Below are 21,791 nucleotides of genomic sequence, written 5' to 3'. Positions count from 1 at the left end.
GCATCGCGTCCGTGCTTGGCCACCGAGTGGCCAGTTATGACACGGAATTTCGCGAAAAACGTGTCATAACTGGCCGTTCGGCGCGCAGGGTCACTCGCGCATGAAGCCGATCGCGGTGTAATCCAAATCCGCCAGCCCGGTGGCGCCGTAGTTGGCCAGGGAGCTGCGGGCCGCCATGTTGCCCGGGGTCTGGGTCAACGGCAGGCTGAATCCCTCCGCCCACAACAGCCGGTCGACCTCGTTGGCCAGTTGCCGGGCCTTCCCCGGGTCGAGCTCGGACAGCGTCTCCTCGATCTTGGCGTCGATCTGCGGGCTGCCGATCTTGCCGAAATTGCCCTCCCCGTGCCGGGCGTAGATCTGGGTGAGCCCGGCCAGCGGGAACGCGTCACCGACCCAGGAGAACTGCGCGAAATCGAAGTCGCCGACGTTGATGTACTTGGTGAAAAAACCGGAGCCGGCCTTGGCGTCCAGTTCCAACTGGACCCCGATCTGCGCCAGGCTGTGCTGCGCGATTTGGCCGAACTGTTTGGTGGTCTGCGCGTCGTAGAGCACGTCGCGGATCACCAGACGGCGCCCGTTTTTTTCGCGGAACTGCCCGTTGAGTTTCCAGCCCAGCGCATCGAGTTCACGCTTGGCCTGCTCCGGGTCGTAGCCGATGCTGTTGTCTTGGTAGCCGTCCTGGCCGGCGACGTAGATGTGGTTGTTCAACGGCACCGGGTCGGTGGTCAGGCCGCGCTGGGTCACGTCGGCGATGAGCTGGCGGTCGATGCCCTTGGTGATGGCCACCCGCAGTGCCTTATCGGCCAGGATCGAGCCGGGCGCCCCGTTGATGGTGAAGTGATACCAGGCCGGGGTGGGGGCGCGACGGATCGAGATGCCGCGGGTGCGCCGCGCGATGGTCAGCTGGTCCAGGGAGCCCACCCCGGTGGCGTCGATGGTCTTGTTCTGCAGCGCCGGCAGCCGCGCCGCGTCGTCGAGCACCAGATAGGTGATGGTCTCCAGCCGCGGCTTGGCGCCCCACCAGCGCGGATTGCGGGTCAACGTGATGCGCTGCGCGCCGCGGTCCAACCCGGACACGATGAACGGGCCGGCCGACGGGCCGGGCCGCTGCAGTTGGCCCTTGTTGAACGCCTCGGGGGTGGCGGTCATGCTCTTGGACAGCAGCATCGAGTTGCCGGCGAACATGCCGCGCCACTCCGAATACGGCTTGGCGAAGGTCATCACCGCCTGCCGGTCGTCGACACCGCGGGTCACCGACTTGACCCGTTCGGCCCCGGCGGTGCTGGCGATCGCGAACCGGTCGTCGGCCCCACTGATGGCGTGGATTTGGCTGGCGATGTCTTCCCAGGTGATCGGGGTGCCGTCGGACCACACCGCCCTCGGGTTGATGGTGTAGGTCACCACCTGCGGGTCGGTGCCGGTGAGCTCGACGCTAGTGAAGTAGTCGGTGTCCACCGTGGCCGAGCCGTCCGGGCCGATGGTGAACGCGCGCGGCAGGGTGGCCTTGAGCATGCCGCCGATATCGGCCAGGTTGCCGTCGATGTGCAAGGTGTTGAAGTTCGGCGGGAACTCCGCCAGCGCCAGCCGCAGGTTCCCACCGTCCTGCAACGTCGCCGGGTCCTGCGGGTTGATGTCGCTGCTGCTGCCGATCTCGGCGGCGCCGTCGACCGCGTCGACGTCGACCGGTGCACACCCGGTGAGGATCAGTCCGGCCGTCAGCACCGCTGCGCAGACCGCAATGACTCTGCGTCTGGGGCGCGATTGTCGCGCCAAACCGCGCCGTGAGCGCAGAGTCAACGCCCGGCTACCCACGATGCGGCTCCGGTTGGGGGACCGCGGCCAGCAGCCGGCGGGTGTAGTCGTGTTGGGGTGCGCGCAGGACCTCATCGGCCTCACCCTGCTCGACGATGGCGCCGGCGAACATCACCGCCACCCGGTGCGCGAGATGTTTGACGACCGAAAGGTCATGGGACACAAACAGGTAGGACAACCCGAGCCGCTGCTGCAAATCCAGCAGCAGGTTGATGATGCCGGCCTGGATGGACACGTCCAGGGCGGATACCGGCTCATCGAGCGCGAGGATCTTCGGCTGCAACGCCAGCGCCCGGGCGATACCGATGCGTTGCTTTTGCCCGCCGGAGAACTCGGCGGGGTAGCGGCTGGCGTCGGCGCGCCGCAGCCCCACCAGTTCCAGCAGCTCGGCGACCCGGGCGTTGATCTCGGTCTTGTCAAACCCGTTGGCGCGCAGCGGCTCGGCGAGCACATCGAAAACCGGGAAGCGGGGGTCCAGGGAGGCCACCGGATCCTGGAACACCACCTGCAGATCGCGGCGCAGCACCCGCCGGGTGGTGGCGGTCAGGGTGGCGACGTCGGTGCCCAGCACCTCGATGCTTCCCGCCTGTGGGGCGCTGAGCTGCAGAATCTGATGCAGCGTGGTGGATTTCCCCGACCCCGACTCGCCGACGATGCCCAGCGTGCGGCCCTGCTGCAGTTCGAAGCTGACCCCGTCGACCGCGCGGACCTCACCGATGTTGCGCCGCAGCACCACCCCTTTGGTCAGCCGGTAGGTCTTGACCAGATCCTGTACCCGCACCACCACCGGCGCGTCGTCGGCGGATGCGGCGTCGGGTGTGTCGGTGCCGACTCCGTAGATGTCGGCGGCGCTGCGACCCGCGACGTGCTCGGTGCGGATACAGGCCGCCCGATGGTCGGGCCCCACCGGGGCTAAATCCGGCTCCGCGGTGCGGCATTCGTCGATGGCCAGCGGGCACCGGGGCGCGAACGGGCAGCCGGGGTCCAGCGCGGCCAACGACGGCGGCGCACCCGGGATCGGCACCAGCCGGGTGCCCTGCGCGGCGTCCAAGCGTGGCACCGAGCCCAACAACCCCACGGTGTAGGGCATTTGGCGTTCCCGGTACAAGTCGGCCACCGCGGCGGCCTCCACCACCCGGCCGGCATACATCACCAATGCCCGGTCGGCGAATTCGGCGACCACCCCCAGGTCGTGGGTGATGATCAGCACCCCGGCGCCGGTGACATCGCGGGCCGTCTTGAGCACGTCCAGGATCTGCGCCTGCACGGTGACATCCAGTGCGGTGGTGGGCTCGTCGCAGATCAACAGGTCCGGGTCGTTGGCGATCGCGATCGCGATCACCACCCGCTGCCGCTCGCCGCCGGACAGTTCATGCGGAAACGCCCGGGCCCGCCGCTGCGGCTGGGCGATGCCCACCAGCTCCAGCAGTTCCACCGCCCGCCGGCGCGCGGCCTTGCGGCCCACCTGCGGCTGATGCACCTCGATCGCCTCGGCGATCTGGGCACCGACCGGGTAGACCGGCGTCAGCGCCGACATCGGATCCTGGAACACCATGCCGATCGTTTTGCCGCGGAACCGGGACATCGCGGCATCGGACAGGCCGAGCAGCTCGGCGCCGTGCAGGTGCACCGAGCCGGACACCGCGGCGTATTCGGGCAGCAGGCCCATCACCGCCATGGCCGCCGCCGACTTTCCCGACCCGGATTCGCCGACCATGGCCACGACTTCGCCGGGATCGACGTGATAGCTGATGCCGCGCACCGCGGCGACTCGCTCGGTGTCGGTGGGGAAGGTGACGGCCAGGTCGGTCACCGACAGCAGCGGGCTCATCGCGCCCCCCGCCGCAGGGTGGCGCTGCCGGGATCCAACGCGTCGCGGAGGCCATCGCCGGCCAGGTTGGCGCACACCAAGATCGTGATCAGCACCCCGGCGGGAAACAGGAACACCCACGGGAAGGTGATCGCGGACGCGGTGCCGTCGGCGATCAGGGTGCCCAGCGACACGTCGGGGGGCTGGATGCCGAAACCGAGGAAGCTCAGCCCGGTTTCGGCCAGGATCGCCACCGCGACGTTGAGGGTGGTGTCGATGATCAGGATGGAGGCGACGTTGGGCACCACGTGGTGGGTGATGATCCGGCGGTTGGGCACGCCCATATACCGTGCGGCCTGGATGAATTCGCGTTCCCGCAGGCTCATCGTCAGGCCGCGGACCATCCGCGAGCTGACCATCCAGCTGAACCCGGCCAGCAGCAGGATGAGGAAGAAGATGTTCCCGGCGCCCTTGGTGCGCGGCGTGACGATCGCGATGAGGATGAAGGCGGGCACCACCAGCAGCAAATCCACCAGCCACATCAGCACCCGGTCCCGCCAGCCGCCGAAATAGCCGGAGACCGCGCCGACGGTGGCCGCGATCAGCGTGGAGATGAACGCCACGCACACCCCGATCAGCATCGACTTCTGCATCCCGCGCAGCATCTGCGCCAACAGGTCCTGCCCTAAGGCGTTGGTGCCCAACCAATGCGCGGCGCCCGGCGGTTGCAGCAGCGCGTTGTAGTCCAGGTCGGTGTAGGAGTACGGCAACAGCGGCGGCAGCGCGTAGCAGGCGATGAACAGCAGCGCCAGCAGCAGCAGCGACCCGACCGCCGACCGGCTGCGCACAAACCGGCGCAGCACCAGGGTGCGCCGCGAGGTGAACTGCGCGGTGTCGGCGGCGGTCATGACACCCGCACCCGCGGATCGAGGACCGCGTAGATCACGTCGGACAGCAGCCCGGCCATCAGCACCACCCCGCCGGTGAACACCGTGATCGCCGCGATGATGTTGGTGTCCTGCGTCGCCACCCCCTGGATCACCCACTCGCCCATGCCGTGCCAGCCGAAGATCTTCTCCACGAACACCGACCCGGTCACCAGCCCGGCCACCCCGTAGGCGAACAGGGTGGCCATCGGGATCAGCGCGGTGCGCAGGCCGTGTTTGATCAAGGCCCGCCGGCGGGTCAGGCCCTTGGCCCGGGCGGTGCGGATGAAATCCTGGCCCAGCACGTCGAGCATCGCGTTGCGTTGGTAGCGGCTGAACCCGGCGGCCGCGCCCAACGCCAGCGTCAGCGACGGCAGCATCAGATGCTGCAGCCGGTCCAGCAGCTGCGGCCACACCCCGCTCGCCACCCCGGGCGAGGTTTCGCCGGTGTACTCGAACAACTGCACGCCCAACCCCCAGTTGACCCGCAGCGCGGCCAGGATGGCCAGGTTCGCCAGCACGAACGTCGGTGTCGAGATCACCAGCAACGCCAACAGGGTGATGACCCGGTCGGACAGCCGGTACTGCCGGATGGCGCCCCACGCCCCGAGCGCCACCCCGATCAGGGTGCCGACCACCGACCCGACGATCAGCAGCCGCAGGCTGACCCCGATGCGGCGACCCAACTCGGCACCGACCGGCTGACCGCTGACGGTCACGCCGAAGTCACCGCGCACGGCGTGCGAGGCCCAGTGGGCGTAGCGCAGCGGGATCGGCTTGTCCAGGCCGAGTTCGGCGGCCTTGGCGTCGATCACCGCCTGCGGTGGGCGCGGATTGCGGTGCAGCAGGTTATCCAGCGGCGAAAAGGACACCGACGTCAAGCAGAAGGCCAAAAACGAGGCCAGCGCCAACAACACGAGGTAGTTGAGCACCCGCCGCGCCAGGAAACGGGTCATGCGTGGCGTCCCGGTGCGGATGGCATGGGCACAGGGTAGAGCGCGCCGGTGCCTTCGCCGGTGGCTGGCCGCCCCGTGTCGCCGGTCACCGGCGCGCACCTTCTTAAGTTTCGCTGATCCTAACCCGTGGAATCGGCGCCGCTGATTGTTAAACTGACCGGCGCCAACCGTCTGTCTAGCAAACGATATACCCCCAAATGTGGTGAGGAGATGGGCGTGACAGTTACCGACGACTACCTGGCCAACAACGCCGAGTACGCGAAGACCTTCCACGGCCCGCTGCCCATGCCGCCGAGCAAACATGTTGCGGTGGTGGCCTGTATGGACGCCCGGTTGGACGTGTATCGGGTGCTCGGGATCAACGAGGGCGAGGCACATTCGATCCGCAACGCCGGCGGCGTGATCAGCGAGGACGCGATCCGCTCGCTGGCGATCAGCCAGCGGCTGTTGGGCACCCGGGAGATCATCCTGATCCACCACACCGACTGCGGCATGCTCACCTTCACCGACGACGAGTTCAAGCGCTCGGTCCTGGCGGAGACCGGGATCCGGCCGTCGTGGGCGGCCGAGGCCTTCCCCGACCCGGAAGACGATGTCCGCCAATCGCTGCGTCGGGTCAAGGCCAGCCCGTTCATCACCCAGACCACCTCGCTGCGCGGCTTCGTCTTCGACGTCGCCACCGGCAAGCTCAACGAGGTCACCCTCTAGCGCGGGTAGGCGCCGGGAAAGGCCCGTTGACAGCGCGGAGCACGGCTGGTTTTATAGTTGGTTATGCTCGTAATTATGGTCAGTTCTACCAACTTTACCGGGATACTGTGACGTCCGCGGCGACGGCCGGCCCGGCGGCCGACACAGAGACGACGTCCCCGGCGCCCGGACAGTACGAGCTCAGTCACCTGCGCTCGCTGGAGGCCGAGGCCATCCACATCATCCGGGAGGTGGCCGCCGAGTTCGAACGCCCGGTGCTGCTGTTTTCCGGCGGCAAGGACTCGATCGTGATGCTGCACCTGGCGGTCAAGGCGTTCCGGCCGGGCCGGCTGCCGTTCCCGGTCATGCACGTCGACACCGGCCACAACTTCGACGAGGTCCTGTCCACCCGCGACGAACTGGTCGCCCAGACCGGGGTGCGGCTGGTGGTGGCCTCGGTGCAAGACGACATCGACGCCGGGCGCGTCGTCGAATCCGGCCCGTCACGCAACCCGTTGCAGACGGTGACGCTGCTGCGCGCGATCCGGGAGAACCGCTTCGACGCCGCCTTCGGCGGTGCGCGCCGCGACGAGGAGAAGGCCCGCGCCAAGGAGCGGGTGTTCAGCTTCCGCGACGAGTTCGGCCAATGGGACCCCAAGGCGCAGCGCCCGGAGCTGTGGAACCTCTACAACGGGCGGCACCACAAGGGCGAGCACATCCGGGTGTTCCCGCTGTCGAACTGGACCGAATTCGACATCTGGTCCTACATCGGCGCCGAGGAGATCACCTTGCCGGCGATCTACTACGCGCACCGGCGCCGCGTCTTCCAGCGCGACGGGATGCTGCTCGCCGAGCACCGGTACCTGCAGCCGCGCCCCGACGAGGAGGTCTTCGAGACCTCGGTGCGGTTCCGCACCGTCGGTGACGTCACCTGCACCGGGTGCGTCGAGTCGTCGGCATCCACGGTGGCCGAGGTGATCGCCGAAACCGCCGTGTCGCGGCTGACCGAGCGGGGCGCGACCCGCGCCGACGACCGGATCTCGGAAGCCGGCATGGAAGACCGCAAACGGCAGGGGTACTTCTGATGACGACACTGCTGCGCATCGCCACCGCCGGCTCCGTCGACGACGGCAAGTCCACCCTGATCGGTCGGCTGCTGTATGACTCCAAGGCCGTCATGGAGGACCAGTGGGCGTCGGTGGAGGCCACCTCCAAGGAACGCGGCCACGACTACACCGACCTGGCGTTGGTCACCGACGGGCTGCGGGCCGAACGCGAACAGGGCATCACCATCGATGTCGCGTACCGCTATTTCGCCACCCCCAAGCGGAAATTCATCATCGCCGACACCCCGGGCCACATCCAGTACACCCGCAATATGGTGACCGGAACCTCCACCGCGCACCTGGCGATCGTGCTCGTCGACGCGCGGCACGGGTTGCAGGAACAGTCCCGCCGGCACACCTTCTTGGCGTCGCTGCTGGGGATCCGGCACGTGGTGCTGGCGGTCAACAAGATGGACCTGATCGATTGGGACCAAGAGAAATTCGAGGCGATCCGGGACGACTTTCACGCCTTCGCCACCCGGCTGGACATCCATGACGTGACCACCATTCCGCTGTCGGCGCTGCACGGCGACAACGTGGTGACCAAGTCCGATGCCAGCCCCTGGTACGACGGGCCGGCGCTGCTGTCGCACCTGGAGGAGGTGTACGTGGCCGGGGACCGCAACCTGGTCGATGTGCGTTTCCCGGTGCAGTACGTGATCCGCCCGCAAACCCACGAGCACCGCGACCACCGCAGCTACGCGGGCACCGTGGCCAGCGGGGTGATGCGCCCCGGCGACGAGATCGTGGTGCTGCCCACCGGAAAGTCCAGTCGCATCACCGCCATTGACGGACCCACCGGACCCGTCGAGGAGGCGTTCCCGCCGATGGCGGTGTCGGTGAGCCTGGCCGACGACCTGGACATCTCCCGCGGCGACATGATCGCCCGGGCCAACAACCAGCCGCGGGTCAGCCAGGACTTCGACGCGACGGTGTGCTGGATGGCCGACGGCTCGGCGCTCGAACCCGGCCGCGACTACCTGATCAAGCACACCACCCGCACCACCCGGGTGCGGGTGACCGGGTTGGACTACCGCCTCGACGTCAACACGTTGCATCGCGACAAGACCGCGACGGCGTTGAAGCTCAACGAACTCGGCCGGATCTCGCTGCGCGCCCAGGCGCCGCTGCTGCTGGATGAGTACACCCGCAACGGCAGCACCGGATCGTTCATCCTGATCGATCCCGCCACCAACGGCACCGTGGCCGCCGGCATGGTGCTGCGGGACGCCGCCGGGCACGCCTCGAGCCCGAATACGGTGCGGCACCAGTCGTTGGTGACCGCCGCCGACCGGATGGCGCGGGGCCGCACCGTGTGGTTCACCGGCCTGTCCGGGTCGGGCAAGTCGTCGGTGGCGATGCTGGTCGAGCGCCGACTGCTCGACGACGGTGTGCCGGCCTACGTGCTCGACGGCGACAACCTGCGGCACGGGCTGAACGCCGACCTCGGCTTCTCGATGGCCGACCGGGCCGAAAACTTGCGCCGGCTGGCGCACGTGGCGACCCTGCTGGCCGATTCCGGGCACACCGTGTTGGTGCCGGCGATCAGCCCGCTGGTCGAGCACCGCGAGCTGGCGCGCCGGGTGCACACCGAGGCCGGCCTCGACTTCATCGAGGTGTTCTGCGACACCCCGCTGGAGGACTGTGAGAAGCGGGATCCCAAGGGCCTGTACGCCAAAGCGCGGGCGGGGGAGATCACCCACTTCACCGGTATCGACAGCCCGTATCAGCGGCCGAAGAACCCGGATCTGCGGCTCACCCCGCAGCACAGCACCGAGGAACTCGCGCAGCAGGTCATCGACCTGCTCGAGTCGCGGCGGTGAGCGATCACGAGCTGGCCGCGCGGCTGGCCACCCAAGCCGGCCAGCTGCTGCTGGGTGTGCGCCACGAGCTGGCTGATGCCAGCGAGGCCGAACGCAAGGCCGCGGGGGACAAGCGCTCCCACGACTTGTTGACCGACGCGCTGGCGCGCGAGCGGCCCGGTGACGCGGTGCTGTCCGAGGAGGGCGTCGACGACCCGGCGCGGCTGCGCGCCCAGCGGGTGTGGATCGTCGATCCGCTGGACGGCACCCGGGAATTCGCCGAACTGGGCCGCGACGACTGGGCCGTGCACGTGGCGCTGTGGGTGTCCGGGGAACTGGCCGCCGGCGCGGTGGCGCTGCCCGCGCAGGGCGTCACGCTGGCCACCCCGACGGTCGCCGCGCCCCCGGCGCACCACGGGCCGCCGCGGATCGTGGTGTCGCGCACCCGCCCGCCCGCACTCGCGTTGGCGGTGCGCGACCGGCTGGACGCCACCCTGGTGCCGATGGGGTCGGCGGGCGCCAAGGTCGCCGCGGTGGTGCAAGGCCGCGCCGATGTGTACGTGCACGCCGGCGGGCAGTACGAGTGGGATTCGGCGGCGCCGGTCGCGGTGGCTCGGTCGGCGGGGCTGCACACCTGCCGCATCGACGGGTCGGCGCTGAGCTACAACCGGCCCGACCCGCTGCTGCCGGATCTGGTGGTGTGTCGCCCCGAATACGCCGAGGTGGTGCTGGCCGCTATCGCCTGACGGCGCGAGTCGGGTGGCAGAATCCCCAGCATGCGGATGTCGGCCAAGGCGGAGTACGCGGTGCGGGCGATGGTGCAGCTCGCCACCGCCGAGGCCGGCACGCTGGTGAAAACCGATGACCTGGCCCAAGCCCAGGGCATCCCGCCACAGTTTCTGGTCGACATCCTGACGGCGCTGCGCACCGATCGGCTGGTGCGCAGCCACCGCGGCCGCGACGGCGGCTACGAACTGGCCCGCCCGGCCACCGAGATCAGCATCGCCGACGTGCTGCGCTGCATCGACGGCCCGCTGGCCAGCGTCCGCGATATCGGGCTGGGCGACCTGCCCTACGGTGGTCCCACCGCCGCGCTGCCCGACGTGTGGCGGGCGCTGCGCGCCAGCATGCGCCTGGTGCTGGAGAAGACCAGCCTGGGCGATGTGGCCACCGGCTCGCTGCCCGATCACGTCACCCGGCTCGCCGACGACTACCGGTCGCAGGAACACGCCCGCGGCCACCACCGCGGGACCGACTAAGCGCGCCCGCCGATTTCTCCGGTGCGCTGTTCGCGCAGGGCGCGCAAGTACACCGCCGCCCAGGTGCGAAACGGTCGCCAGGCTTCAGATACGTCGGCCAGGGTGCGATCCGGCCCATACTGCTCAACAATTTCGGCGTCGAGCCGGCGTTCGTGGCGGGGCAGTACATCGGGGGCGTTGGCACCGCGGATCACGACGAGTTCGGCGGCAAAGGGGCCCAAACCCTTGACCTCTTGCACGGTAGCGATGGCCTGCTCAGGCGGCATGGACCGCAGCGTCGCCCCGTCCAGCCGGCCGTCGAGGGCGGCCTCGGCGACGGCGTGCAGATACTCGGTCTTTCGGCCGGGCAAGTCCAAGTCGAGACCGCGTAGCAGCGCCGGCGGCGGGAAAGCGCCCCGCTGGCCGTGGCGGTCGATCAAGTCGCCGCGCAACCGCGCGGCTTGCCGGATGCGGATGCGTTGGGAGAGCACCGACCACGCGGCAGCCTCATAGGGCGAATGGAAGCCGCAGGGACGCAGCCCCGGCAGGTGCTTTTGGGCCTGGGCGATCACCGGGTCTCGACGGGCCACCTGTGGCCACTGGCGCGCGTCGACGTCCAGCGACAAAAACCGGCACACCTGCGCGGCGCCGACGTCTAGCTCGCCGCTGCCGCGCAGGGCCAGCCGCGCGGTGCTGCCGTGCTGCGTTACCGTGACCTCCGCGCGCCGCCACTGTTCCTCGATCAAAAACACCGACCGCAACTGATCGCCGTCAGAACCGTTGGGTGCGCCCTGATCGGGCAGGGCCGCGGGAGCGAAACCTTCCCAGAACTCACGGCTGGTCGCCAACGACCACGGGCCGCGCACCTCGACGTCGACCTCATGGCTTGCCATAGCTCGCCTTTCTCGATGCGGTGCGCCCCCCGCGGGACTTAGGAACCCGAGCCGTACGGGCGGGTCAGGATCTCCATCGCATGCCCGTTGGGGTCGCGGAAATACAACCCGCGGCCGCCGTCGTTGTGGTTGATCTCGCCGGGCCGCTGGGCGCCGGGGTCGGCCCAGTGCGGCATGCCGCGCGACGAGATCTTGTCGTAGATGGCGTCGAAGTCCGCCTCGGACACCAGAAATGCGTAGTGCTGCGGCCGAATCGCTTCATCGGCGGGCACCTCGGCGTAATCGAGGCTGGCGTCGTGGTCTAGGCCCACCACCATGAAGTGGCCGAACGGCTGCGGGTCGGGCAGCCCGAACAGCTCGGCCAGAAACCCGGCGGACGCCCGCTTATCGTGTGCGGCGACGATGGTGTGATTGAAGGAAATGCTCATGGCCCTAGTGTCCTCCGCCGCGAGCGTGCGCGTCCCCGGCCGACACGCCGAGCCGATCACCGTTTCTGCGCACGCTCGCCCGCTACTTGGGTGCGGTGAGCTCCAGCGCGATGTTGTCCGGGTCGCGGAACTCCAGGATGTACGACGGGCCGATGTCCTTGATCGGCTCGTGACTGATCCCGAGGCCGTCGAGATGCACTGCGGCCGAGTTTAATTCGTCCTTGCTGGCCACCCGGAACGCCAGGTGGTCCAGGCCGACCCGGTTTTCGTCGAAGCGGTCATCGGCGACGGGCCGCAGCCCGATCAGCGCACCGCCCAGGTCGTAGATGACCCCGCCGAACAGAAAACCCAACCGCGCCCGAATCGCCTGATCGGCGTTCGCGGGGATCTCGACGAGGACCGGCCAGCCGAACACCGATTCGTAGAACTGCCGCGATCGCTCGATGTCGGTGACGGTGAGCCGGACATGGGCGATGGAGCTGCTGGTGATGGCCACCCGCCACATGCTGCCACCCGGCCGGCCGCCTGTGGTGGTCATGCCAGAATCGCCGTCGTGCAGATCGGGATGACCATGCCGGTGATGGAGCCAGACTTAGACGCGACGCTGCTGCGGGACTGGGCGCGCGCCATCGATGACGGGCCGTTCTCGTCGTTGTGCTGGGGTGAGCGGATCGCGTTTACCAACCCCGACAGCCTGACCCTGTTGGGGGCGCTGGCGGCCTGGACCGAGCGGGTTCGGTTGGTGACGACGGTGGTGGTGCCCCAATTGCACGATCCCGTCCTGCTGGCCAAGGCGCTGGCCACCGGCGACCTGCTGTGCGGCGGACGACTGACCGTCGGGATCGGCGTGGGCGGTCGGCACGAGGACTATCACGCGGTCGGCGCCGACCCGGCCACCCAGACGATGCGCGGCATGGCGCAGCGGGTGGCGGTCATGAAACGGGTCTGGGCGGGGGAGAAGATCACCGAATCGGTGCTGCCGGTGGGGCCGACGCCGGTGCAGCCGGGCGGTCCGTCGCTGCTGGTGGGCAGCATCGGTCCCAAGACCGTCCGCAGCGCCGCGGGGTGGGCCGACGGGCTGGCCGGCACCACCTTGGATCTCGACGTGACCAAACAAAACGAGTTGTTCGACGTCGCCCGCACCGCCTGGGCGCAGGCCGGCAAACCCAAACCCCATCTGGCGACGTCGTTTTGGTTCGCCCTGGGCGACGACGAGTCCGCCCGGGCCCAGGTGCACGCACACCTGCGGCGCTACATGAACTGGATCCCGGCCGAGTACGTCGACGCGATGGCGCCGACCACCGGATGGGCGGGCAGCGCCGACGAGCTGGTCGCGGTGCTGCGTAAATTCGCGGCGATCGGCACCGACGAAGTGCATCTCATCCCGACCAGTTCCGACCTCGACCAGCTGCGCCAGGTATCCGACGCGGTGCGCGCTCTCGCCTAAACGGTCCCTGACGCCCTAGCACGTCCACCCGCCGTCGGGGCCAAAACGGTCGGTTGCGACACGGTCACGGATGGGTACCACTCCCGAATCACAGGCCACAACAGCCTCGCAGGCCACTATCGTCACACCAGTCGAGTGCGGACGTCAAGGCGCGTCCCCCAGAAAGGTGTGACATGTCGGCGATCCGTCGAATCGTTTCAGCGGCGATGGCAGTGCTGGCCGCCGTCGCGCTGATCGTTGAGACCGGCCCCGCGCCGTCTGCGTCCGCGGCGACCTGCAATTCGCCCGAAGCCAATGTCGATCCCCCGACCGCGGTCCCGGTGACGCCCACCCCGGGACCCGTGCAACGGCCGACCGGGCGCCGGCCTCGCGGGACCAATCCATCGGCACCGCTGCCCAAGCTGGGCCCGCTGATCAGGTCCCTGCTGCACCCGAGCGGTTCGGGGTACGCCGCGCGCCGGGATCCACCCGACCCCGCCGCGCCGATCCAGCAGCAAGCGGCCGTCGTGCCGGCCCCGCCGGTTCCGCCGCCCGGCGGGGGTGCCCCCGCGCCGCCGGCAGCCGCTCAGCCGGTCCCGAACCCTGCGCCCGCTCCGGCGGCCGCGGCACCCGATCCCGGTGCCGCGATCGGGGGGTCGACGACGTCGCTGGTCGAGTGGGTGACCGGACCCAACAGCCCCAACAAGACCCTCGAACGGTTCGGCATCTCCGGTACCGACCTCGGGATTCCGTGGGACAACGGCGATCCCGCCAACCGTCAGGTGCTCATGGCGTTCGGCGACACCTTCGGCTACTGCCGCCTGCCCGGCCAACAATGGCGGTACAACACGTTGTTCCGCAGCCAGGACCGCGACCTGTCCGACGGAATCCTGGTGGGCCCTGGCATTGTCGGCAACAAATACTCGGGCTCACCGGTGCTGCAATCGAACTTTTCCCGGCCGATCCTGCCCCACGTCAAGTGGGCGCCCAGCCAGGAGGGCATGATTCCGACCGCCGCAATCTCGGTCGGCGGCAAGCAGTACATGAATTTCATGTCCATCAAGCAATGGGGACGCGACGGGGAGTGGTCGACGAACTACTCGGCCATCGCGATGTCGCCCGACAACGGCGAGCACTGGGGGATCTTCCCGCAGACCGTGCGGTCGACCTCTCCGGAGAACGTTCCCGGCGCCCGTTACGTGCCGGGCAATGAGAACTTCCAGATGGGGGCCTACCTGCGGGGCGGCGACGGGTACCTGTACTCGTTCGGCACACCGTCCGGGCGCGGCGGTTCGGCCTATCTTTCCCGGGTGCCCGAAGGCATGCTCACCGACGTCACCAGGTACCAGTACTGGAACGAGTCCGGGAACTGGGTGCCGAGCAATCCGGGCGCGGCGACCCCGGTGATCCCGGGCCCGGTGGGCGAGATGTCCGCCCAGTACAACTCCTATCTCAGGAAGTTCTTGGTGCTCTACAGCAACGGCGCCAACGACGTGGTGGCGCGGACCGCCCCGGCTCCGCAGGGACCCTGGAGTGCCGAACAGCCCCTGGTGTCCTCGATGCAGATGCCCGGCGGTATCTACGCGCCGTACCTGCATCCCTGGACCAACGGCAAGGACGTGTACTTCACGCTGTCGCTGTGGAACGCCTACGACGTGATGTTGATGCACACCGTGCTGGGCTAGCTCGCCTCGACGACGTCACCCAACCGGGATCGGCTGGTCGTCCTCGCGTGGGCCGAACAAGCCGAACCGCTCGGTCATTTGGGCCGTTGGCGCCGGTGTCCAGTCCCACGCCGCGATCTGGCGCTGGGAGCGGCGGCTGAAGGCGCCGCGCAGCAGCTCATAGCCGTCGGCGCGCAGCAGTGTCTCGGGATCCCCGGAACCGCAGCGCCACTGCTGGCCGTGCTCGTCGCGGATCACCAGCGCCGTCCCATGGCGCAGCCGCCGCCCCACCAGCGCCATCATCACCTCCAGCACGGGCTGCCAGTGCGCGCGGTCCGGCCGGGCCAGTCCCAGCGCCTCGTGCAGGTCGGCTTCGTGGCCGATGACGTCCCCGGCCAGGTTGGGGCCGGAGAATTGTGCGGTCGCCAGGCCCGATTCGACCGCCGGGCCGATGCGCTCCCACTCGGCGAGCAGCTCGGCCACCGAGTGGTGCCGACGCTCGGCGACGTGGCGGGACGTCCACGCGTCACCGGGTGCCCCGTCCAGGCGTCCGCTCGCCAGGTCGGCCGCACCCCCGACCAGATGCGCCAGCACGTCGTGCACCGTCCAGCCCGGGGTGGCCGGTACCGGGGTGCGCCGTTGGTCGTCGCGCAGCGTGCTGACCAAGTCGGCGACTCGCCGCCGCGCGGCGCGGTACATCATGTCAAGCATGACGACCGCCGAGCGCCGAACGGGTCAGATCGCTAGAGCTTGTCCGGGCACAGCTCATGGCGTGCCGCGTCGACGACCAGCGGGCCGTTGGCCTGGAAGGCGTGCCAGGGATGGTTGGCCGCCTGCTCGGGGGTCTCGCCGTCGCGCAGCCGAGCGCAAGCGAAGTGTCCGGCTGTCACCCAGTCATTTTCGACCGGGCCGTAGCGCATGATGTTCTCGTCGTGTGATCGGAGGTAGTCGAGGTAGCTGGCATCATCGGCGTGCGCAGGTGCCGAGAATGTGATCGCGGCAACAATTGCGCCGGCGCCAATCCCAATCTTCTTCAACATCGCTTTAACCCTTTGGCTCAACGTGACCGGCGGATACAGACCACAGACTTCAGTTCTACTCCGTCGCTTGGCAGGCGCCGCATCCTGGTAGGCGTGACGGTCCGCACAATCGCCGGCAGGAGCGACGAACAACCGGTCGCCTTGGTGGACGAAAAAGCCGCGATGGAGGATCGGTCTCGGTCCGAGCTGATCCGTGAGGCGCTGATCGGATACCTGACGAAATAGATACACCGCGTCCTGTTTGGCGGCCGACGTGGTCGCGCCGGTCTCCGGGCGGGTACCAAGTGGCGTCGTACGGGGCGTGGGGGACTTGACACCACGAATTACCAGGTCAGACGTGGTGCCCCCGGCAGGATTCGAACCTGCGGCCTTCTGCTCCGGAGGCAGACGCTCTATCCCCTGAGCTACGGGGGCGCGTGCACAACATGCTGCGCCAGTGGGCTCCGACAGCCTAACGCATGAACGCCCGAGCCCAAGAACCGGACGGATTCGGGTCCTGACCACGTCAGACCATAGGATGGAGCCTCGTGACCCCCGCCGATCTGGCCGAACTGCTCAAGGCCACCGCCGCCGCGGTCCTCGCCGCGCATGACCTCGACACCGCCGCACTGCCCGCGACGGTCACCGTCGAGCGTCCGCGCAACCCCGAGCACGGCGATTACGCCACCAACCTGGCGTTGCAGCTGGGCAAGAAAGTGGGCGCCAACCCGCGGGAGCTGGCCGGCTGGCTGGCCGCGGCGCTGGCCAACACCGACGGCATCGCCGCGGCCGACGTCGCCGGGCCGGGCTTCGTCAACCTGCGCATCGAAGCCTCGGCGCAAAACGTCGTGGTCACCAACATCGTCGACGCCGGCACGCACTACGGCCATTCCGAGGAGCTGAAGGACCTCGAGGTCAACCTGGAGTTCGTCTCGGCCAACCCGACCGGCCCGATCCACATCGGCGGCACCCGGTGGGCCGCCGTCGGTGACGCGCTGGGCCGGCTGCTGACCACCCAGGGCGCCGACGTGGTGCGCGAGTACTACTTCAACGACCACGGCGCCCAGATCGACCGGTTCGCCAACTCGCTGATCGCCGCCGCCAAGGGCGAGCCCGCCCCGGAGGACGGTTACGCCGGCGCCTACATCACCGACATCGCCGCGCAAATCCTCGCCGAGGTCCCCGACGCCCTCGACCAACCGGCCGAGCAGCAGCACGAGACCTTCCGCGCGATCGGCGTCGACTTGATGTTCACCCACATCAAGGCCTCGCTGCACGATTTCGGCACCGACTTCGACGTCTACACGCACGAAGACTCGATGCACACGTCGGGCCGCGTCGAGCAGGCCATCGAGCAGCTGCGCGACAAGGGCAACATCTACGAGAAGGACGGCGCCACCTGGCTGCGCACCAGCGCCTACGGCGACGACAAGGACCGGGTGGTCATCAAAAGCGACGGCAATCCCGCCTACATCGCCGGGGACCTGGCCTACTACCTGGACAAGCGGCGACGCGGCTTCAACCTGTGCATCTACATGCTGGGCGCCGACCACCACGGCTACATCGCCCGGCTCAAGGCGGCCGCCGCGGCGTTCGGGGACGACCCGGCCACCGTCGAGGTGCTGATCGGCCAGATGGTCAACCTGGTCCGCGACGGCCAGCCGGTCAAGATGAGCAAGCGCGCCGGCACCGTGATCACCCTCGACGATTTGGTCGAGGCCATCGGGGTGGACGCCGCCCGGTACAGCCTGATCCGCTCCTCGGTGGACACCCCGATCGACATCGACCTGGCGCTGTGGTCCTCGGCGTCCAACGAAAACCCGGTCTACTACGTGCAATACGCGCACGCGCGGCTCTCGGCGCTGGCCCGCAACGCCGCTGAACTGGGCCTGATCGGAGACACCCACCACCTGGAGCTGCTCACCCACGACAAGGAAGGCACCCTGATCCGCAACCTGGGTGAGTTCCCGCGGGTGCTGCAGACCGCCGCGTCGCTGCGCGAACCGCACCGGGTGTGCCGCTACTTGGAAGACCTCGCCGGCGACTACCACCGGTTCTACGACTCGTGCCGGGTGCTGCCGCAAGGCGATGAGGAACCGACCGAGCTGCACACCGCGCGGCTGGCGCTGTGCCAGGCCACCCGTCAGGTCATCGCCAACGGCCTGGGCATCCTGGGCGTGACCGCACCGGAGCGCATGTGAACGTCCATCCCGCCGGACCCCGGCACGCCGAAGAGATCCCGCACCCGGGCGCGCCGCCGCGTCCGCAAACCCCGCAGGAGACCGTGCAGCTGGCGCCGAATGTCTGGCCGCGCAACACCGTTCGCGGCGACGACGGGGTGGCGCGGATCGCCGGTGTCGGCGTCACCGACCTGGCCGCCGAGTACGGCACCCCGCTGTTCGTCATCGACGAAGACGACTTCCGCGGCCGCTGCCGCGAGATCGCGGCGGCCTTCGGCGGCGGCGCGAACGTGCACTACGCCGCCAAAGCCTTCCTGTGCAGCGAGATCGCCCGCTGGATCGACCAGGAGGGCTTGTCCCTGGATGTCGCCACCGGCGGCGAGCTGGCGGTGGCGTTGCACGCCGGTTTCCCGGCGCAGCGGATTACGTTGCACGGCAACAACAAATCGGTCACCGAGCTGACCACGGCGGTCAAGGCCGGGGTCGGCCACATTGTGCTGGACTCGATCACCGAGATCGAGCGCCTCGACGTGATCGCCGGCGAAGCCGGGGTGGTGCAGGACGTGCTGGTGCGGGTCACCGTGGGCGTGGAGGCGCACACCCACGAATACATCTCCACCGCCCACGAAGACCAGAAGTTCGGGCTGTCGCTGGCCAGCGGCGCCGCGATGGCCGCCGTCCGGCGGGTGTTCGCCACCGACCACCTGCGGCTGGTCGGCCTGCACAGCCACATCGGGTCGCAGATCTTCGACGTCGCCGGATTCGAGTTGGCCGCGCACCGGGTCATCGGGCTGCTGCACGACGTGGTCGCCGAGTTCGGGGTGGACAAGACCGCGCAGATGTCGGTTGTCGACCTGGGCGGTGGGCTGGGCATCTCCTATCTGCCGTACGACGATCCGCCGCCGATCGCCGAACTGGCCACCACGCTGGGCGCCATCGTGCGCGACGAGTCCGCGGCCGTCGGCCTGCCCACCCCGACGCTGGTGGTCGAACCCGGCCGGGCGATCGCCGGTCCGGGTACCGTCACGCTCTACGAGGTCGGCACCGTCAAAGACGTCGACGTGAGCGCCACCGCGCAGCGTCGCTACGTCAGCGTGGACGGCGGCATGAGCGACAACATCCGCCCCGCCCTCTACGGCGCCGAGTACGACGTCCGGATGGTCTCGCGGACCAGCGACGCCGCCCCGACGTTGTCCCGCATCGTCGGAAAGCACTGCGAGAGCGGCGACATCGTCGTCCGTGACGCCTGGCTGCCCGACGATGTGCAACCGGGTGACCTGCTGGCGGTGGCCGCCACCGGCGCCTACTGCTATTCGATGTCGAGCCGCTACAACCTGATCGGGCGTCCCGCCGTGGTGGTGGTGCGCGACGGTCAGGCCCGCCTGCTGCTGCGGCGGGAAACGGTCGATGACCTACTGAGCCTGGAAGTGAGGTGAGCGTGTTAAACGAGGAGCCGGTCGGTGTCGCGGTATTAGGGCTCGGCAATGTCGGCAGTGAAGTGGTCCGAATCATCGAAGACAGCGCCGATGACCTCGCTGCCCGGATCGGTGCGCCGTTGGTGCTGCGCGGTGTCGGTGTGCGCCGGATCGCCGCCGATCGGGGCGTGCCCGCCGAACTGCTGACCGACAATATCGAGGAACTGGTCTCCCGCGACGACGTCGACATTGTGGTGGAGCTGATGGGGCCGGTTGAGCCGGCCCGCAAGGCGATCCTGTTGGCGCTGGAGCACGGCAAGTCCGTGGTCACCGCGAACAAGGCGCTGCTGTCGCGCTCCACCGGGGAGTTGGCCGACGCCGCCGAACGGGCCCGGGTCGACCTGTACTTCGAGGCGGCCGTGGCCGGCGCCATCCCGGTCATCCGGCCGCTGACCCAGTCGCTGGCCGGGGACACCGTGCGGCGGGTGGCCGGCATCGTCAACGGCACCACCAACTACATCCTGTCCGAGATGGATTCCACCGGCACCGATTACGCCAGCGCGCTGGCCGATGCCCGGGCGCTGGGCTATGCCGAGGCCGATCCCACCGCCGACGTCGAGGGCTACGACGCCGCGGCCAAGGCCGCGATCCTGGCGTCCATCGCGTTTCACACCCGGGTCACCGCCGACGACGTCTACCGCGAGGGCATCGCCAACATCACCCCGGACGACGTGGCGTCCGCGCGTTCCCTGGGCTGCACCATCAAATTGCTGTCCATCTGCGAACGGATCACCACCGCCGAAGGCCAGCAACGGGTTTCGGCCCGCGTCTACCCGGCCCTGGTGCCGTCGAGTCACCCGCTGGCCACCGTCAACGGCGCCTTCAACGCCGTGGTGGTGGAGGCCGAGGCCGCCGGTCGGCTGATGTTCTACGGGCAGGGCGCCGGCGGGGCGCCGACCGCCTCGGCGGTGACCGGTGACCTGGTGATGGCCGCGCGCAACCGGGTGCAGGGCAGCCGCGGCCCGCGCGAGTCCAAATACGCCCAACTGCCCATCGCGCCGATCGGCGACATCGTCACCCGGTACTACGTCAGCATGGATGTCGCCGACAAACCCGGTGTGCTGTCCACGGTGGCAGCCGAATTCGCCCAACACGAAGTCAGCATCGCCGAAGTGCGTCAGGAGGGCGTGGCCGACGAGGACGGCCGCCGCATCGGCGCCCGGGTGGTGGTGGTCACCCACCGGGCCCCCGAAGCCGCGCTGTCGGAAACCGTTGCCGCGCTGGCTGATTTGGACGCCGTGCAGCGGGTGGCCAGTGTGTTACGACTGGAAGGAACCGGCCAGTGAGCGCCGCCCCGAGAACCATTCACCAGCCCTGGCCGGGCTTGATCGCGGCCTATCGCAACCGGCTGCCGGTCGGCGACGACTGGACCCCGATCACGCTGCTCGAGGGCGGCACCCCGCTGATCCACGCCACCCGGCTGTCCGAACAGACCGGCTGCACCGTGCATCTCAAGGTCGAGGGGCTCAACCCCACCGGCTCCTTCAAGGACCGGGGGATGACGATGGCGGTCACCGATGCGGTGGCCCGCGGCCAGCAGGCGGTGCTGTGCGCCTCCACCGGCAACACCTCCGCGTCGGCGGCAGCCTACGCCGCCCGGGCCGGGATCACCTGTGCGGTGCTGATTCCGCAGGGCAAGATCGCGATGGGCAAGCTGGCGCAGGCGGTGATGCACGGCGCCAAGATCATCCAGATCGACGGCAACTTCGACGACTGTTTGGAACTGGCCCGCAAGATGGCGGCCGATTTCCCCACCATCTCCCTGGTGAACTCGGTCAACCCGGTGCGCATCGAGGGGCAAAAGACCGCCGCGTTTGAGATCGTCGACGCGCTGGGCGCCGCCCCGGACGTGCATGCGCTGCCGGTCGGCAACGCCGGCAACATCACCGCGTACTGGAAGGGCTACCGCGAGTACTACCACGACGGCGTCACCGAAAGCCTGCCGCGCATGCTGGGCACCCAGGCGGCCGGCGCGGCGCCGCTGGTCCTCGGTGAACCGGTCAGCGAGCCCGAGACCATCGCCACCGCGATCCGGATCGGTTCGCCGGCGTCGTGGGCCCAAGCCGTGGAGGCCCAGCAGCAGTCCGGCGGACGGTTCCTGGCCGCCACCGACGAGGAGATCCTGGCCGCCTACCACCTGGTGGCCCGCGCCGAAGGCGTCTTCGTCGAGCCGGCCTCGGCGGCCAGCATCGCCGGGCTGCTCAAGTCCATCGAGGACGGCTGGGTGGCCCGCGGTTCGACGGTGGTGTGTACCGTCACCGGCAACGGCCTCAAGGATCCCGACACCGCACTCAAAGACATGCCAAGCGTGACCCCGGTGCCCGTCGACCCGGTCGCCGTGGTTGCGAAGTTGGGACTGGTCTAGAAGG

At 68.9% G+C, this 21,791-nt stretch carries 21 protein-coding genes and 1 tRNA gene; 12 read left to right on the top strand and 10 right to left on the bottom strand.

Going from position 1 to position 21,791, the window contains the following annotated elements; all coding sequences use genetic code 11:
- Nucleotides 1-90: 90 nt before the first annotated feature.
- The 4 genes from ACAG26_RS21565 to ACAG26_RS21550 form a co-directional block, all read right to left on the bottom strand.
- Nucleotides 91-1,707, bottom strand: a complete 1,617-nt coding sequence (locus ACAG26_RS21565; RefSeq protein WP_370485167.1) for an ABC transporter family substrate-binding protein — start codon at nt 1,705-1,707, stop codon at nt 91-93.
- A 97-nt stretch (nt 1,708-1,804) separates the two neighbouring features.
- The gene (locus tag ACAG26_RS21560; protein WP_370485106.1) at nt 1,805-3,643 is read right to left on the bottom strand and encodes a dipeptide ABC transporter ATP-binding protein; all 1,839 of its coding nucleotides are present in this window, start codon (nt 3,641-3,643) and stop codon (nt 1,805-1,807) included.
- Nucleotides 3,640-4,530 (bottom strand): ABC transporter permease, encoded by an 891-nt coding sequence (locus ACAG26_RS21555; RefSeq protein ID WP_370485105.1) that lies wholly within the window; start codon nt 4,528-4,530, stop codon nt 3,640-3,642. Before ACAG26_RS21555 ends, ACAG26_RS21560 begins: the two co-directional genes overlap by 4 nt.
- Complete coding sequence (locus tag ACAG26_RS21550; protein WP_370485104.1) at nt 4,527-5,504, bottom strand: ABC transporter permease; 978 nt, start codon at nt 5,502-5,504, stop codon at nt 4,527-4,529. The genes ACAG26_RS21555 and ACAG26_RS21550 overlap by 4 nt, the downstream gene beginning before the upstream one ends.
- A gap of 216 nt (nt 5,505-5,720) precedes the next feature.
- Between ACAG26_RS21550 and ACAG26_RS21545 the strand changes: the two genes are divergently transcribed.
- The 5 genes from ACAG26_RS21545 (at nt 5,721) to ACAG26_RS21525 (ending at nt 10,358) form a co-directional block, all read left to right on the top strand.
- Nucleotides 5,721-6,212, top strand: coding sequence for a beta-class carbonic anhydrase (locus ACAG26_RS21545; RefSeq protein ID WP_370485103.1), 492 nt, complete (start codon nt 5,721-5,723; stop codon nt 6,210-6,212).
- 107 nt (nt 6,213-6,319) lie between these two features.
- Nucleotides 6,320-7,276: a sulfate adenylyltransferase subunit CysD gene (gene cysD / locus ACAG26_RS21540; protein ID WP_370485102.1), complete on the top strand. Its 957-nt coding sequence runs from the start codon at nt 6,320-6,322 to the stop codon at nt 7,274-7,276.
- Nucleotides 7,276-9,120 (top strand): adenylyl-sulfate kinase, encoded by a 1,845-nt coding sequence (gene cysC, locus ACAG26_RS21535; RefSeq protein ID WP_370485101.1) that lies wholly within the window; start codon nt 7,276-7,278, stop codon nt 9,118-9,120. The genes cysD and cysC overlap by 1 nt, the downstream gene beginning before the upstream one ends.
- Nucleotides 9,117-9,845, top strand: coding sequence for a 3'(2'),5'-bisphosphate nucleotidase CysQ (locus tag ACAG26_RS21530; RefSeq protein WP_370485100.1), 729 nt, complete (start codon nt 9,117-9,119; stop codon nt 9,843-9,845). Before cysC ends, ACAG26_RS21530 begins: the two co-directional genes overlap by 4 nt.
- Before the next feature lie 30 nt (nt 9,846-9,875).
- Nucleotides 9,876-10,358: an RrF2 family transcriptional regulator gene (locus tag ACAG26_RS21525; RefSeq protein WP_370485099.1), complete on the top strand. Its 483-nt coding sequence runs from the start codon at nt 9,876-9,878 to the stop codon at nt 10,356-10,358.
- On the opposite strand, the gene ACAG26_RS21520 is transcribed toward ACAG26_RS21525, so the two are convergent.
- The 3 genes from ACAG26_RS21520 to ACAG26_RS21510 all read right to left on the bottom strand — a co-directional run bounded on the left by ACAG26_RS21520 (nt 10,355) and on the right by ACAG26_RS21510 (nt 12,163).
- On the bottom strand, nt 10,355-11,230 hold the full coding sequence (locus tag ACAG26_RS21520; protein ID WP_370485098.1) for a DNA-3-methyladenine glycosylase: 876 nt from the start codon (nt 11,228-11,230) through the stop codon (nt 10,355-10,357). The genes ACAG26_RS21525 and ACAG26_RS21520 overlap by 4 nt on opposite strands.
- A 38-nt stretch (nt 11,231-11,268) precedes the next feature.
- Nucleotides 11,269-11,658 (bottom strand): VOC family protein, encoded by a 390-nt coding sequence (locus tag ACAG26_RS21515; protein ID WP_370485097.1) that lies wholly within the window; start codon nt 11,656-11,658, stop codon nt 11,269-11,271.
- Nucleotides 11,659-11,740: 82 nt separating this feature from the next.
- Nucleotides 11,741-12,163, bottom strand: coding sequence for a VOC family protein (locus ACAG26_RS21510; protein WP_370485166.1), 423 nt, complete (start codon nt 12,161-12,163; stop codon nt 11,741-11,743).
- 60 nt (nt 12,164-12,223) lie between these two features.
- Here ACAG26_RS21510 and ACAG26_RS21505 point away from each other — a divergent pair, with 60 nt between their 5' ends.
- Nucleotides 12,224-13,105, top strand: coding sequence for an LLM class flavin-dependent oxidoreductase (locus ACAG26_RS21505; protein ID WP_370485165.1), 882 nt, complete (start codon nt 12,224-12,226; stop codon nt 13,103-13,105).
- A gap of 173 nt (nt 13,106-13,278) precedes the next feature.
- A complete protein-coding gene (locus tag ACAG26_RS21500) occupies nt 13,279-14,769 on the top strand; it encodes a DUF4185 domain-containing protein (protein ID WP_370485096.1) in 1,491 nt (496 codons plus the stop codon).
- Between the two features lie 15 nt (nt 14,770-14,784).
- Here ACAG26_RS21500 and ACAG26_RS21495 read toward each other — a convergent pair whose 3' ends face one another.
- Together ACAG26_RS21495 and ACAG26_RS21490 are read right to left on the bottom strand one after the other, a co-directional pair.
- Nucleotides 14,785-15,459, bottom strand: coding sequence for a maleylpyruvate isomerase family mycothiol-dependent enzyme (locus ACAG26_RS21495; RefSeq protein WP_370485095.1), 675 nt, complete (start codon nt 15,457-15,459; stop codon nt 14,785-14,787).
- A 32-nt stretch (nt 15,460-15,491) separates the two neighbouring features.
- On the bottom strand, nt 15,492-15,788 hold the full coding sequence (locus ACAG26_RS21490; protein WP_370485094.1) for a DUF732 domain-containing protein: 297 nt from the start codon (nt 15,786-15,788) through the stop codon (nt 15,492-15,494).
- 162 nt (nt 15,789-15,950) lie between these two features.
- Here ACAG26_RS21490 and ACAG26_RS21485 point away from each other — a divergent pair, with 162 nt between their 5' ends.
- The gene (locus ACAG26_RS21485) at nt 15,951-16,013 is read left to right on the top strand and encodes a ribbon-helix-helix protein, CopG family (RefSeq protein ID WP_370485164.1); all 63 of its coding nucleotides are present in this window, start codon (nt 15,951-15,953) and stop codon (nt 16,011-16,013) included.
- A 113-nt stretch (nt 16,014-16,126) separates the two neighbouring features.
- Here ACAG26_RS21485 and ACAG26_RS21480 read toward each other — a convergent pair.
- Nucleotides 16,127-16,202 (bottom strand) — tRNA-Arg (locus ACAG26_RS21480).
- Nucleotides 16,203-16,315: 113 nt separating this feature from the next.
- On the opposite strand from ACAG26_RS21480, the gene argS reads away from it, so the two are divergent.
- Genes argS through thrC form a run of 4 tightly spaced genes read left to right on the top strand, consistent with a single transcriptional unit; the run spans nt 16,316 to nt 21,787 of the window.
- A complete protein-coding gene (gene argS, locus ACAG26_RS21475) occupies nt 16,316-17,968 on the top strand; it encodes an arginine--tRNA ligase (RefSeq protein ID WP_370485093.1) in 1,653 nt (550 codons plus the stop codon).
- Nucleotides 17,969-18,003: 35 nt separating this feature from the next.
- Nucleotides 18,004-19,383 carry a diaminopimelate decarboxylase gene (gene lysA, locus ACAG26_RS21470; RefSeq protein WP_370485163.1) on the top strand — a complete coding sequence of 460 codons (1,380 nt, stop codon included), beginning with the start codon at nt 18,004-18,006 and terminating at the stop codon, nt 19,381-19,383.
- Nucleotides 19,384-19,385: 2 nt separating this feature from the next.
- A complete protein-coding gene (locus ACAG26_RS21465) occupies nt 19,386-20,708 on the top strand; it encodes a homoserine dehydrogenase (protein WP_370485162.1) in 1,323 nt (440 codons plus the stop codon).
- Nucleotides 20,705-21,787 (top strand): threonine synthase, encoded by a 1,083-nt coding sequence (thrC, locus tag ACAG26_RS21460; RefSeq protein ID WP_370485092.1) that lies wholly within the window; start codon nt 20,705-20,707, stop codon nt 21,785-21,787. The genes ACAG26_RS21465 and thrC overlap by 4 nt, the downstream gene beginning before the upstream one ends.
- Nucleotides 21,788-21,791: the final 4 nt, after the last annotated feature.

Origin of the sequence: Mycobacterium sp. pUA109, from assembly GCF_041287095.1 — a bacterium.
GTDB lineage: Bacteria > Actinomycetota > Actinomycetes > Mycobacteriales > Mycobacteriaceae > Mycobacterium.
The sequence above is the reverse complement of the archived record's forward strand: the minus strand, read 5'-3'. Positions and strand labels throughout refer to the sequence as shown.

Bases quoted from the DNA above. Each gene is read 5' to 3' on its own strand.
- ACAG26_RS21515 (WP_370485097.1), bottom strand. From the start codon at position 11,658: ATGAGCATTTCCTTCAATCACACCATCGTCGCCGCACACGATAAGCGG.
- ACAG26_RS21525 (WP_370485099.1), top strand. From the start codon at position 9,876: ATGCGGATGTCGGCCAAGGCGGAGTACGCGGTGCGGGCGATGGTGCAG.
- ACAG26_RS21520 (WP_370485098.1), bottom strand. From the start codon at position 11,230: ATGGCAAGCCATGAGGTCGACGTCGAGGTGCGCGGCCCGTGGTCGTTG.
- ACAG26_RS21555 (WP_370485105.1), bottom strand. From the start codon at position 4,530: ATGACCGCCGCCGACACCGCGCAGTTCACCTCGCGGCGCACCCTGGTG.
- ACAG26_RS21505 (WP_370485165.1), top strand. From the start codon at position 12,224: ATGACCATGCCGGTGATGGAGCCAGACTTAGACGCGACGCTGCTGCGG.
- ACAG26_RS21550 (WP_370485104.1), bottom strand. From the start codon at position 5,504: ATGACCCGTTTCCTGGCGCGGCGGGTGCTCAACTACCTCGTGTTGTTG.
- ACAG26_RS21490 (WP_370485094.1), bottom strand. From the start codon at position 15,788: ATGTTGAAGAAGATTGGGATTGGCGCCGGCGCAATTGTTGCCGCGATC.
- ACAG26_RS21500 (WP_370485096.1), top strand. From the start codon at position 13,279: ATGTCGGCGATCCGTCGAATCGTTTCAGCGGCGATGGCAGTGCTGGCC.
- ACAG26_RS21560 (WP_370485106.1), bottom strand. From the start codon at position 3,643: ATGAGCCCGCTGCTGTCGGTGACCGACCTGGCCGTCACCTTCCCCACC.
- ACAG26_RS21495 (WP_370485095.1), bottom strand. From the start codon at position 15,459: ATGCTTGACATGATGTACCGCGCCGCGCGGCGGCGAGTCGCCGACTTG.
- ACAG26_RS21510 (WP_370485166.1), bottom strand. From the start codon at position 12,163: ATGTGGCGGGTGGCCATCACCAGCAGCTCCATCGCCCATGTCCGGCTC.
- cysC (WP_370485101.1), top strand. From the start codon at position 7,276: ATGACGACACTGCTGCGCATCGCCACCGCCGGCTCCGTCGACGACGGC.